Origin of the sequence: Anoxybacillus kestanbolensis (assembly GCF_001996285.1) — a bacterium.
Taxonomy (GTDB): Bacteria; Bacillota; Bacilli; order Bacillales; family Anoxybacillaceae; genus Anoxybacillus; species Anoxybacillus kestanbolensis_A.
The window spans coordinates 701,647-714,753 of the sequence record NZ_MQAD01000005.1; the positions used below are offsets into that span (position 1 = coordinate 701,647).

Below are 13,107 nucleotides of genomic sequence, written 5' to 3' on the forward strand. Positions count from 1 at the left end.
CACGAGTTATAGAATAATGGAAAGGTATTAAATTCGTTTTAAACAAATGTTAAGCTTTTGTAAATTCGCTTTCTTTTATCTTTCCATTGTTTGTTCCTCATTATTCAACGGTTCAGTAGGGGGTTGCTCTCCGAATTGGCGCTTTGTTTTCAATTCAAAATACGCATCTAAAATTTTTCTTCCAATGTAGTTATTGATCGGATAATGGTTTCTCGGATTTTGATATACCCAAGGCACAACGACAGCAAACGCCACTTCCGGATTGTTGTACGGAGCGAAGCCAACTAACGTCAAATTGTATGTTGGCGTCATCCGTCTCGACTTGATCGGTCCATCATAAAACGCCTGTGCGGTTCCTGTTTTTCCTGCTGGATCATAAGGGGCGTTTGCGAAAAAGGCACGCGCTGTTCCGTTTGAACCGTGCATAACGCGATAAAATCCTTCACGCACGCGCTCAATATACTCCGTTTTCATATCAACTCGATTTAACACTTTCGGCTCAAACGAATAAATGACATTTCCCATTTCATTTTTTTCGCTAATCGGTTCGCGAATTTCTTTTACAACGTGCGGTTGAATGCGATATCCACCGTTAGCGATCGTTGAAACGTATTGCGCCATTTGAATTGGCGTGTATACATCAAACTGCCCAATAGCTAAGTCAAGTAAATGCCCTGGAAGCGTACTTTGTCCAGGCCATCCGATAATTTCCCCAGGCAAATCAATCCCTGTTCTCACACCTAAACCGAACTGATTAAAGTATCGTCTCATAATCGAAAACGCTTCTTTTTTAATTGGTAACGCTTGATGGGGGCGGTACGTAGAGCCAGCAATCGCTATTGCTGTCTTAAACATGTAAACGTTTGACGACATTTCAAGCGCTTTTAAATCGTTCATCGGTCCCGGACGAATACCGCTATGCGATTTTTTCGTCGGTGTTCCTTTAATATACAGCGGTTCGTCAACTAGCACCGTGCCTGGTTGAATAGCACCCGTTTGAAATCCTGTTAATACGGTTGCTCCCTTGACTGTTGAACCCATCGCATACGCTGATGTGATTGTTCCAAGGGCATAATCTTTGAACACTACTTTCCCATTCTCATCACGTGTATACAGTTTCCCAGCCAGCGATAAAATCTCTCCCGTATTCGGATCCATCATGACAACGAAAGCACGATCGAGCAACTCTGTTCCACCGCGCCGTTTCATTGTCGTCAATTCTTCTTCAATAATTTGCTCGACACGTTTTTGTAATTCCATATCGATCGTTAGCACAATATCTTTGCCGCGCTGTCCTTGCGATATTTCAATCGTTTCAATAATGTTGCCTGCTTTATCTGTCACATTTTTAATTTTTGCCTTTTGCCCACGTAACACATCTTCATATTGCGCTTCAATGTAACTTTTCCCTACACGGTCATTACGGCTATAATCGCGTGCTAAATAGTAGTCAAGCTTTTCACGCGGTAACCCTTCTTCCGATGATGTAATATTTCCCAGCACTGTACGAAACGTATCACCAAATGCATAATGACGATTCCAATCTGTCGTTACATCTACCCCTGGCAATTCTTCTAAATGCTCGCTAACAACCGCATATTCTTCATTCGTTACCCCTTCATTTTTAATCATTTGTGGCGTCAACGCGTATCCACTATTCATTTCCCGAAAAATAGCGACAACTTCAAGCTCCTTTTCTTTAATTGCTTTTACATCTTCTTCTGTAATGCGCTCAAGTTGCAGTCGATAAATATCTTTATCTTTCAACTTTTTAGCGCGAAACTGTTTCCATTCTTTTTCTGTAATTTTTTCTTTCGCCTTCTCCTCATTTGTTAAAATCCAATAGTCTTTTATATCTCGCTCTGTCACACGATCCGTCGGCTTTTCAATATACATTGCTAACTTTTTTGCTACTTCAATCATTTCCGAAGGTTTTGTTGTTTGGGTGCGCGTATACGTAATCGCATGAAGCGGTTCGTTATCGACAACGACTTGGTAGTTACGGTCATAAATTTTGCCACGCGGCGCCGGTGTATTGACAGTGACGTTTTCCGTTCGCTCAACCTCTTTTCGATATTGCTCACCATAAACGATTTGGATGACACCTAATCGTAAAATAAGCGCAGAAAAGAGTAAAAATACAATAAAAAATAGCACGTTTAACCGAAATGGCACCTGCATTCGTTTTTTCTTTTTCTTCGCTTTTTGAGCATGTTGTATTTGTTTCAAAACGTGCGAGCACCTCCTTTACTTGCTCCTTCTCATTGTAAAAGAAACGCTCGCAAATTTCTACATTGAAAGTCGAATGCGTCTTACAAAAAAATAAATAATTAAATGACCGGCTCCAACAATTAACATTAGTGATGGAATTGCTTCTTTTGCGTCAAATAGCGTAATGGCTAATAAAAACAACAGAACAGATGTAGCACGCCCACCATTCAAAAACAATTCCCGCATCACAATATATTCAATGCGCCACTCCTTTGCGTGATTGCTTTGTCCAATGACGTCAAATGTAAGCGACAAATACGGGACAAGCAAAATCGGATAACCAACAGCAATAAGCGCACCGTATATCATCAGCTTTGTGTACGACAAATCAAAAACGAGTAAAAAAACAGAAGCATACAATAACACGCCACCAAATAAAATCGCGCGCAATCGCCAGCGTTGCTTTATATATTTGGATGCAAACGAGTACGTCATGAAGGAAACAACTGCGTTAATAAAACCAAATACGCCAAGCGCTTTTTCTGTTCCTGTTGTTATAAATAAAAAAATAGAAACGATAAACACAAATGTTCCTTCCCGAAATCCTTGAAAAAAGTGGGCGTTTGTAATCATTTTCCAATTTTTGTTTTTCTTTCGTTCATCGTATGCTGAACGAAGTGCGAATCGCCCTGATGAGCCTCGTCGATGTAGGAAGAAGCTGAGGATCACCGCGGCAATAAACAAACATAAAGAAGCTAAAAAAATCGCCATGTACCCCGTAAACTTTTCACTCGAAGCGATAACCCATCCTGCTAGCGGTGGCCCAATCATTCCTGCCACAGATGTCATCGCTCCAAGCAACCCGTTAAATAAATCGCGCGTATTTGGCTCAGTAATTTCAAATGTTAATACGTTAAATGCAAGCCAATAAAAGCCATAACCAACACCAAGCAAACCACCAAGGAAAAACAAATGATTCATCGCTTGATTTCCACTGAATAATACGACTAAAAAAAAGAGTGCCAAAAACGTCACGCCCATTCGTAAAACGATGACGCGATCAATTTTTTTGGCGATTTTCCCAGCAACGATAAATGCAAGCGGCTGCCATGTGACAATCGCTAAATTGTACACACCTAGGGCATGAAAACTGTTCACTTTTTTCCAAACATATACGTTTACAAACGTATTGGACAAAGCGATGCTAAGAGAATACAATCCGCCGATTGCTAGTAAAAGAAACAATTGGCGATGTGTGTGAATGTGCGCGATGATTCGTTTCCATCTGTTCATAGGCAAACTCCCTTTCTTGACAAGTAGTTTGCCTACTCTTTTGTAGCGATATGCAAAAAGAGCTCGACAAAATTTGCCGAGCTCTTCATCATTATTTTGCTGCTGCGTAACGTTTGGCAACTTCGTCCCAGTTGACAACATTCCAAAACGCTGAAATATAATCTGGACGACGGTTTTGGTATTTTAAGTAGTATGCATGCTCCCATACATCTAATCCTAAAATTGGTGTTTTACCTTCCATTAATGGCGTATCTTGGTTTGGTGTACTTGTTACCTCAAGCTGACCGTTGTGCACAACAAGCCATGCCCAACCAGACCCAAAACGTGTTGCAGCCGCCTTTGAAAATTCTTCTTTAAACTTTTCAAAGCTGCCGAATGTATTGTTAATTGCTTCAGCTAATTCACCTGTAGGCTCACCGCCACCATTTGGTGAAAGAATTGTCCAAAAGAGCGAATGATTTGCATGCCCTCCTCCGTTGTTACGAACAGCTGTACGGATGTTTTCCGGCACCTCGTTTAAATGAGCCATTAGCTCTTCGATTGTTTTGCTTTGTAATTCTGGATGACCTTCAAGCGCTGCGTTTAAGTTTGTTACATATGCGTTATGATGTTTTGTGTGATGAATGTTCATCGTTTCCTTATCAATATGTGGCTCTAACGCATCGTAAGCATAAGGCAATTGTGGTAATTCAAATGCCATACTTCATTCCTCCTCATTTATTATGTAATTGGTCACAAATGAAACCGTTCAATCACATTTAGAAACAGAAAAGTTTCATAAGTGAACCTACTTTAAGAGTACCAAAATAAAACGAATGTTTCAAATTATTTGCAAAAAAACTCGCTAATTCACTTAGCGAGGAAAATGGACCCTGCAGGACTCGAACCTGCGACCAGACGGTTATGAGCCGTCCGCTCTAACCAGCTGAGCTAAGGGTCCATCATATCCGATGGTAATTTTAGCAAAAATGATGAAAGGCGTCAATACGAGACAAAATGGTTGTGTAGCGAATAGAAAAAGAAGTAGAATGAAAAATGATGATGCCTAAAGGATGTGAATGATCATGTGGAAACGGTTGTTACAAAGTCTTTATTCGCCTGTACATATTGCCCGCTTTCGCTTTCATCCGATCGGAAAAGCGATTAGTTACGTGTTCTTTTTATCGCTTATTGCGACGTTGCCGATTGCTATTTATTTTATAATAAGTATAAACAAAACGATCGACTCAACGCGCGAACTATTGAGCGAGGAGCTTCCCCCATTTGAAGTCGTCGATGGCATATTGACATCGGACGAAAAAAAACCAATTGAGCTCATACATCCTGACGTGACTATTTTATTAGATAGCACAGGTACATTAACTACCGATGACGTAGCGCGCTACACAAATGCAGTAGCGTTTTTAAAAGAAGACTTTTCGCTCGTTGTAAATGGCCACGTTCAATCGTATCCGTATGCCGTCATGCAAGTAGATCGCTTTACAAACAAAGACGTATATGAATTTACACGCACGTTGCAATCATTACTTCCTATCGTCATTTCACTATCGTTTTTTGTTTTATACTTTTTCACATGTACAAGTAAATTTCTTTACGTGACCGTTCTTGCATTCATCGGTCTCATTTTTCGCGGCACATTAAATAAGCGTGGAACGTACCGTCATATGTGGAGCATCTCCGCTTATTCGATTACATTATCAACTATCTTTTTTACAATAATGGAATCGTTGCAAATTGTTGTTCCTTATGCCGTTGCTTTAGACTGGTTCGTTTCTGTCACGATTTTGTTCGCTTCCATTAAAGAACTCCCTTCTATGAAAGAAGCAGGCTGATCCGCCTGCTTCTTATAGTTTAAATGATGAAGTGATTGTAGATAACGATTGCGATAATTCATTTAATCGTTCACCAACACGATACATATCATTCATCTGCTTCGTTTGGTCATACGAAAACGACATCATTTCTTCCGCACTTGCAAGCGTTTGTTGGGCAACGGAGGCAAACGCCATCGTTACAGTCTCGATCATCGGCAATAATTGTTGAAACTGCTCTAGTTCATTTTCCATTTGTGCTACGTTACGATTGACGCGTTGAATTTCTTTCAACAAATGGTCAAATGAATGTTTCGCTTCGTTTGCAGACATGAGTTGATGTTGTAAATGTTCGACCATTCCTTCAAATTGATTCGTCGCATGAATCGATACTTCTTCCATCGCAAAAATGGATGATGTAATTTCTTCCGTTGCTTTCGAAGCATGTTCCGCTAACTTTCTCACTTCTGTAGCGACAACCGCGAACCCTTTTCCTGCTTCACCAGCACGGGCAGCTTCAATTGTGGCATTGAGTGCTAATAACTTCGTTTGCTCAGCGATTTGGCGAATGACATCGACAACTTTTGTAATCGACGTGGAATGATGTTTCACACTTTGAATCGTATCGTTTACTTCTTTGAATTGTTGAGCAAATAAGTGAATATCAGCAATTAAATGCGTCAGACGCTTTTCGCCACTTTCCGAAGATTTATTCATATCAAACGCACTTGTTGAAATGTTTTGTACGCTTGTTAGCACATGTTGCATTCGTTTTTTCATCTCAGCTACCCGATGAATGCTTTCATCTGAAGCGTTTGCTGTTTCTTCTGCCCCTTGCTTTACGGTTGCAATGGCTGATATGAGCTGATCGTTCGACTCAATCGCGTGTTCAGACACATGCTTTGAGTCTCCTCCTGTCATGGCCAACTGCCTCGTCGTTTCATTCATTTCGCAAATGACATGTTTCATGCTCGTCAACATCCGTTGGAAGCTACGTGCAAGTGAATCAATCTCCGGCGCAGTTGAATAAATCTGCTCATTGATTGTTAAATCTCCACGCGACAATCGACTCATTGCATGACGAAGGTGAGCAATCGGCTTCGTTAATCCACTAACTAACCATTTAATCATGATCGTTGAAATGATAACGCTGATCATAATCGTTACAATTGTTAACTTGGCAAGCTGTTGAATCGGCTTCATAAATTGTTCATCCGGCACAGCAACGACATATGTTCCTTTTAATTCTTGAATCGTCTTATATGCAAATGTATATGTACGTCCGTTCCACTCCAAATGCGAAACGCCATTTTTTCGTTTCACAATCGTTTCTTTGATCGATTTTGTTACGTTCAGCTGTTCATTTCGCTCAAATGTTTTTACTTTTCCATCACTTATTAAAAAAACATCTACACTTAACCCATCTTGCATCAGTTCTGCTCTTTGCTGCTTAATTGCAGAACGTAAACTTTTGTCAAACAGTTTTTCATTTCCGGCATGAATATACAGCAAATTACGTAATACTTCAAACATCATCGTCGCTTCTCTCTCAAGGCGGTTTTCGATCGCTTTTACAGTCGTTTCTTTCGCCTGATGATAAGCAATCATCCCCACAATGCTAAGCGAAGTAATTAGAACACTAAAAAATAAAATGAATAGACGGTTTTGTAAACTCATTTTTAATAACCATTGTTTTACTTTCGGTGATGGTTGAATACGAAATATTCTTATATGCGGTTTTATATTTTTCAATGGCACGGCACATCCCCCCTTCGACAAATACAGACAAAGAATACTAAAAAAATATGAATGGGATGTTAAACAAATGTGAAGTGATGTAAAAGAAGTGTAATTTTTGTGCATATATGATAAGGACAAGCCATATGCATGAAGAAAGAAGAACGACAGGTGGGGAAATAGGATGAAAAAAGTAGTTACCCTTCTTATCTTCATTGCTATATGTGCGATTGCTTACCATGATGTAACAGACGGAACGATTCATACGATTCGTGCGGAAAAAACGAACAAGCGGACGAACGAATTACCTTATCGCGAAATAACCGTCCAACGTGGCGATACGCTCCTCTCCATTATCGAACGTGAAATGAATGGTAAATTGCCCGTACCCATCGATCAACTCATTACTGATTTTCAAGCGCTCAATCCACATGTAAATGCGCATTCCCTTCAAGCTGGCAAAACGTATCGTATTCCACTCTATAAACAGAAATAGCAAAAACGTTGTCAACAAATAAGAAACATTGCTACAATAAAAAATGATTTGATTAATACGTTAAAGGAGCGATTGACGCGTGAGTGAAATCATTCATCGTTCGAAAACCCGCCCTGTTCGTGTTGGAAACATTACAATTGGCGGGAATAATGAGGTTGTCATTCAAAGCATGACGACAACAAAAACGCATGACGTCGATGCGACTGTTGCCCAAATTCATCGACTTGAAGAAGCTGGATGCCAAATTGTTCGCGTCGCTTGCCCAGATGAAAGAGCAGCAGATGCGATTGCTGAAATAAAAAAGCGCATTAATATTCCACTCGTTGTCGATATTCATTTTGATTATCGCCTTGCTTTAAAAGCGATTGAAAACGGGGCGGATAAAATTCGCATTAATCCAGGAAATATCGGGAAACGCGAAAAAGTTGAAGCGGTCGTTAAAGCAGCGAAAGAACGTGGCGTACCGATTCGCATCGGGGTCAACGCTGGTTCACTTGAAAAGCGCATTTTAGAAAAATACGGCTATCCTACTGCAGATGGGATGGTCGAAAGCGCTCTGCATCATATTCGCATTTTAGAAGACCTCGATTTTCAAGACATTATCGTGTCATTAAAAGCTTCCGACGTTCGTTTAGCGATTGAAGCATACGAAAAAGCCGCTCGTGCATTTGACTATCCGTTACACCTTGGGATTACGGAATCGGGTACGTTATTCGCAGGAACGGTAAAAAGTGCTGCGGGACTTGGTGCGATTTTAAGTAAAGGAATTGGTAACACCGTACGGGTATCCCTTAGCGCCGATCCTGTCGAAGAAGTAAAAGTGGCTCGCGAGTTGTTGAAAGCATTCGGTCTTGCGGCGAACGCTGCAACGTTAATTTCTTGTCCGACATGCGGGCGAATCGAAATTGATTTAATTAGCATTGCAAATGAAATTGAAGAGTATATTGCCCAAATTAAAGCACCGATTAAAGTAGCAGTTCTCGGCTGCGCAGTAAACGGGCCCGGAGAAGCACGCGAAGCTGACATCGGCATCGCAGGGGCACGTGGAGAAGGATTATTGTTCCGCCACGGAAAAATCGTTCGTAAAGTACCTGAAGAGACGATGGTGGAAGAGCTGAAAAAAGAAATCGATAAATTGGCGGAAGAATATGCCTCGAAAGGGAAACAAAAATAAGAGGGGACATTCCCCTCTTATTTACCAAAATCGGACGAAAAAGCTTAAAATGATGGAGACAGCACCAATTCCAATCGCCCACGCTCCTAACGTTTCCGCTCCTCGACGGCGAGCGATAAATCCGAAAATAATGCCGGCCGCCCCCATAATGACTGGCATAAGGAAAAGAGAAACAATCGATAAAGCAAGTGCAAGCCAACCTATCCCCCGACCGTTTTCTCCACGCTCTACTTCTCGGTCAGAAAATCGAATCGGCTCAGCAATTTCACCTGCTGTTTCTTCCATAAAATCTTGCTCAATGTTTGGAACCGTATCTATTCGTGCGTTGTCATACGCTTGACGCTCATTGTCCATAACAATTCCCTCGCTTTCGTAAAATGAGGAGCACTATTATTATGCAATAAGCGATACGTCATTATAGATGTTACTTTATGTCAATGTTATAATGGGCAAGAAGCACCCGACATGAAAGGATGAGCAAACAATGATCAAGCGACGATTTGGAATCGATATTGATGGAACAGTCACATGTCCAAGTACGTTTATTCCATATTTAAACAAATCATTCCGAAAAAATTTAACGCTCGATGATATTACTGACTACGATTTAGTTCCTTTTTTAGATACGACAGAAGAAGAACTGAACGAATGGATGGAACGATATGAGCCGATCATTTATAGCGAAGCTCCTCTTGCGAACGGAGCACTAGAGGTCATTAATAGCTGGAAAGATGAATATGAGCTATATTACATTAGTGCACGAGGTCGTCACTTATATGAAATAACAGAAAAATGGTTTCAACAACAAGGCGTTCATTATCATCATATTGAGCTTATCGGTTCGCACAATAAAATTGAGGCTGTGAAAAAATACAACATCGACATTTTTTTTGAAGATAAATACGATAACGCATGCGACATTGCGGAACAATGTATGATCCCTGTCATTTTATTTGATACTCCTTACAATCGTGGTCCGCTACCAAAAGGAGTCATTCGTGTATACAACTGGCACGAAGCAAAACAACAAGTAGAAAAATTGCTTACAACAACAAGCTGACATTACACGTCAGCTTGTTGTTGACACATCGGACACGTGCCGTACACTTCAAATTTATGTCCTGAAATGGCGTATCCTTGCAAGTCTTCCGCTAATTCATTCATCGGACACGTGACAAGTTCTTTCGTTTTGCCACACGTCATGCAAATAAAATGGTGGTGGTGATGGCTCATGTTGCATGTAAACCGAAAATGCTTTTCTCCAGATAGCTCAGTCATTTCTAAAATACCGAGCTCAACGAATAGTGCCAGGTTGCGATAAACGGTATCAAAACTAAGTCCAGGATACCGATCTTTCATTACATCAAGCACATCTTTTGCAGTTAAATATTTATCTGTTTTCGCAAACAATTCAAGCATTTCCTCGCGCTTCCCTGTATACTTAAATCCCTTTTCTTTCATTAATCGTAGCGCTTCAGAAACGTTCACGCTTCTTCATCCTCTCTTCCATTTTTTCCACATGATTGATCCAATTAATATGCAAACCGCTAGCAAAACAATTGTTCCACCGGGAGCTAAGTTTAAGTAATAGGAAAGAAATAGTCCAACAATGACCGCAAATTCACCGAACAAAACGGAAAACCATAACGCCTGTTTAAATCCTTTCGCTATTCGAATACTTGCGGCAACAGGAAGCGTCATGAGTGACGAAACAAGCAAAATGCCGACAATTCGCATCGACGCAGCAATGACAAGAGCGACTAGCACAATGAAAACAAAATGGAGCGACTTTACTTTTACTCCCGATGCTTGTGCATATTCTTCGTCAAATGACAAAATAAACCATTCTTTATAAAACAGAAAAATGACAGTAAGCACAATGAAAAAAATGATGCTAATCGTCCATACGTCCGCTCGGCTTACTGCGCTTACACTTCCGAATAAATATGAAAACAAATCAGTATTAAAACCATCCGCAAGCGAAATGAAAATAACGCTTAAACCGATCCCTCCTGATAAAATGATCGGAATCGCTAATTCTTGATAATGTTTATATACCGTACGCAGTTTTTCAATAAATAACGAACCAACAACGGAAAATGCCATGCCAATATAAATCGGGTTTAATGTTGCAAACGTAAAAAAATTTTTTTGCACAAGTAAGCTTGCTGCAATTCCTGCTAGTGTGACATGGCTTAACGCATCAGCAATAAGCGATAACCTTCTGACGACAATGAACACACCTAAAAGTGGGGCGATAAATCCGATCAATATACCGACAACAAACGCGTTTTGTAAAAACTCATATTGAAATAAAGCTTCTAACATACACACCCCCCTTTCTACGCATGGTCATGAGCAAGTAAATGAAGATGATGCCCATAAAAGGATGCGACATCTTCTGTTTTTAACTGTGCAAACTGTTGCACACTACCATGAAAATGTAAATGTTTGTTTAAACATGCGACATGCGTCACCTTTTCCGTAATTGTTCCGATATCGTGAGTAACAAGAAGCAACGTCATATGATGTTGTTTATTTAATCGGGCAAGCATATCGTAAAAACTTTGCACATGATGTACATCAACCCCGACAGTCGGTTCATCTAAAATTAAAAACTCTGGTTGCGATACGATAGCCCGAGCGATAAATACACGTTGTTGTTGACCGCCCGACAGTTCACCGATATTACGCTGGATAAATGGGCTCATGCCAACTGCATCAATCGCTTCGTATATCGCTTTTTCGTCGTTTTTACTTAACCGACGAAATAAACCGAGCTTTCCTGTTAAACCGCTTGCAACAACTTCATATACGGTTGCAGGAAATCCAGTATTAAAACTGTTTGCTTTTTGAGATACAAAACCGATTTTATGCCAATCTTTAAACTGCTCAATCGGCGTGCCGAACAAAAAAATTCTCCCCGTTTGTGGTTTTAACAATCGTAAAACACATTTTAACAATGTCGATTTCCCTGACCCATTCGGACCAACTAAACCGACGAACGCGCCTTTTGGAATGCGAAAATTAATATGTTGCAATACATCTTCATCATCATACCGAAACGAAACATCTTCAACACGCAAAATATCGTCCATCGTTTGACCACCTTAATTCAAAATGATTCCGATTCATAGTATAGCGCATTTATTTTCATTAATGAATAGCAGACTTAAATTTCGCCCCACGTACTTCTTGTGTGTTCATAATGGTAATAAAAGCATTTTCGTCAACTTCGTATACAATCGACTTCAGCTTCGTCACTTCTAAACGTGTCACGACCGCATAAATGACTTCTTTTTGCTCGTCCGTATATCCGCCTTTTCCCATCAACTTTGTCGTCCCGCGTCCGAGTCGATTTAAAATGGCATCCGACACTTCTTCATAACGGTCTGATACGATCAAAACTGCCTTTGTTTCATCTAACCCTTGAATAACCGTATCAATCGTCTTAAAAGCGATATAATAAGTTAAAACAGAGTACATCGCTTGCTTCGGTCCGAATACAAACGCAGCCCATGTAAAAATAAAAATGTTTGTAAACATAACAAACTCACCGACAGAAAACGGCAATTTTTTCGTCATTAAAATACCTAAAATTTCTGTTCCATCTAACGAACCTCCATGACGAATAACAAATCCCACACCCGCACCAAGAATCGCTCGCCAAATACTGTCGCTAAAATGGAATCTATTGTAAATGGAGATACATGGTGAAACAATCGTTCCATCACAGCTAACACAACGATAGAATAGAGTGAGGAAAGCATGAACGTTTTTCCGATCTGTTTATAACCAAAATACATAAATGGTGTATTCAACAAAACGACAAGTGTCGCAAAGTTCAACCATGCGTAATTTGGAAGAATGCGATCAAGAATAAGGGAAATACCGATTACCCCACCGTCAATAACTTCATTTGGCACTAAAAACAGCTCGATGGATACCGCTGCAAGCGTGGCACCAATCGTCATCATCACAAGACGATACAACAAATGGCTAATCGTCTCTTTTTTATGTTGTCTTTTCATCCAAATCTCCCCATTCATCTATTTTATTATATCATTGCACACCTTCCTTTTCCCGCTCATATCGTAAACAAGGAGGGATGTTACGTGAATGTATATCATAAAATCGTCCAACATAAAATGAAATCCATTACCGCAAATGAGTTGATGATGTATGCAAAAGAATATAACGTTTCGCTTTCACCGAAAGATGCGGAAACGATTGTTCAAATGATGCGCGAGAAAACGATTGATGTGTTTAACGAACAAGCGAGAAAAAATTGGATTCGCGAACTCGCCCATCGCACATCACCACAACTCGCCAAGCAAGCCAATGAGTTCATTCGTCAATTTATACAGTAAGAAGGCTGCCGATGA

Annotated in this window: 13 protein-coding genes, 1 tRNA gene and 1 pseudogene; 5 read left to right on the plus strand and 10 right to left on the minus strand. The window is 40.3% G+C overall.

The features are described 5' to 3' along the window. Positions 1-75 precede the first annotated feature (75 nt). The 4 genes from BO219_RS06005 to BO219_RS06020 all read right to left on the minus strand — a co-directional run bounded on the left by BO219_RS06005 (position 76) and on the right by BO219_RS06020 (position 4,444). A complete protein-coding gene (locus BO219_RS06005) occupies positions 76-2,229 on the minus strand; it encodes a peptidoglycan D,D-transpeptidase FtsI family protein (protein ID WP_077428778.1) in 2,154 nt (717 codons plus the stop codon). Positions 2,230-2,289: 60 nt separating this feature from the next. Beyond that, positions 2,290-3,504 carry an MFS transporter gene (locus tag BO219_RS06010; RefSeq protein WP_077428779.1) on the minus strand — a complete coding sequence of 405 codons (1,215 nt, stop codon included), beginning with the start codon at positions 3,502-3,504 and terminating at the stop codon, positions 2,290-2,292. A gap of 91 nt (positions 3,505-3,595) precedes the next feature. Next, on the minus strand, positions 3,596-4,204 hold the full coding sequence (gene sodA, locus BO219_RS06015; protein ID WP_012574541.1) for a superoxide dismutase SodA: 609 nt from the start codon (positions 4,202-4,204) through the stop codon (positions 3,596-3,598). A 166-nt stretch (positions 4,205-4,370) separates the two neighbouring features. Continuing rightward, positions 4,371-4,444 (minus strand) — tRNA-Ile (locus tag BO219_RS06020). A 118-nt stretch (positions 4,445-4,562) separates the two neighbouring features. On the opposite strand from BO219_RS06020, the gene BO219_RS06025 reads away from it, so the two are divergent. Then, on the plus strand, positions 4,563-5,336 hold the full coding sequence (locus BO219_RS06025) for a DUF1189 domain-containing protein (RefSeq protein ID WP_077428780.1): 774 nt from the start codon (positions 4,563-4,565) through the stop codon (positions 5,334-5,336). Positions 5,337-5,348: 12 nt separating this feature from the next. Here the strand turns inward: BO219_RS06025 and BO219_RS06030 are convergent, their stop codons facing one another. After that, a complete protein-coding gene (locus BO219_RS06030; RefSeq protein WP_077428781.1) occupies positions 5,349-7,073 on the minus strand; it encodes a methyl-accepting chemotaxis protein in 1,725 nt (574 codons plus the stop codon). 163 nt (positions 7,074-7,236) lie between these two features. Between BO219_RS06030 and BO219_RS06035 the strand changes: the two genes are divergently transcribed. Both BO219_RS06035 and ispG read left to right on the plus strand, forming a co-directional pair. After that, the gene (locus tag BO219_RS06035) at positions 7,237-7,548 is read left to right on the plus strand and encodes a type IV pilus assembly protein FimV (RefSeq protein ID WP_004889503.1); all 312 of its coding nucleotides are present in this window, start codon (positions 7,237-7,239) and stop codon (positions 7,546-7,548) included. 79 nt (positions 7,549-7,627) lie between these two features. Continuing rightward, a complete protein-coding gene (ispG, locus tag BO219_RS06040; RefSeq protein WP_004889502.1) occupies positions 7,628-8,722 on the plus strand; it encodes a flavodoxin-dependent (E)-4-hydroxy-3-methylbut-2-enyl-diphosphate synthase in 1,095 nt (364 codons plus the stop codon). 21 nt (positions 8,723-8,743) lie between these two features. On the opposite strand, the gene BO219_RS06045 is transcribed toward ispG, so the two are convergent. Continuing rightward, positions 8,744-9,076, minus strand: a complete 333-nt coding sequence (locus tag BO219_RS06045) for a hypothetical protein (protein WP_077428782.1) — start codon at positions 9,074-9,076, stop codon at positions 8,744-8,746. 130 nt (positions 9,077-9,206) lie between these two features. Here BO219_RS06045 and BO219_RS06050 point away from each other — a divergent pair, with 130 nt between their 5' ends. After that, a complete protein-coding gene (locus tag BO219_RS06050; RefSeq protein ID WP_077428783.1) occupies positions 9,207-9,782 on the plus strand; it encodes a 5' nucleotidase, NT5C type in 576 nt (191 codons plus the stop codon). Between the two features lie 2 nt (positions 9,783-9,784). Here the strand turns inward: BO219_RS06050 and BO219_RS06055 are convergent, their stop codons facing one another. The 4 genes and pseudogenes from BO219_RS06055 to BO219_RS06070 form a co-directional block, all read right to left on the minus strand. Continuing rightward, positions 9,785-10,210: a Fur family transcriptional regulator gene (locus tag BO219_RS06055; RefSeq protein WP_006317883.1), complete on the minus strand. Its 426-nt coding sequence runs from the start codon at positions 10,208-10,210 to the stop codon at positions 9,785-9,787. Between the two features lie 6 nt (positions 10,211-10,216). Continuing rightward, entirely contained in the window at positions 10,217-11,050 is an 834-nt protein-coding gene (locus BO219_RS06060) for a metal ABC transporter permease (RefSeq protein ID WP_077428784.1), read from the minus strand. 14 nt (positions 11,051-11,064) lie between these two features. After that, positions 11,065-11,820, minus strand: a complete 756-nt coding sequence (locus BO219_RS06065) for a metal ABC transporter ATP-binding protein (RefSeq protein ID WP_077428785.1) — start codon at positions 11,818-11,820, stop codon at positions 11,065-11,067. A 58-nt stretch (positions 11,821-11,878) separates the two neighbouring features. Then, a pseudogene (locus BO219_RS06070) lies at positions 11,879-12,753 on the minus strand (YitT family protein). A gap of 84 nt (positions 12,754-12,837) precedes the next feature. Here BO219_RS06070 and BO219_RS06075 point away from each other — a divergent pair. Then, entirely contained in the window at positions 12,838-13,092 is a 255-nt protein-coding gene (locus BO219_RS06075; protein ID WP_004889494.1) for a DUF2624 domain-containing protein, read from the plus strand. Positions 13,093-13,107: the final 15 nt, after the last annotated feature.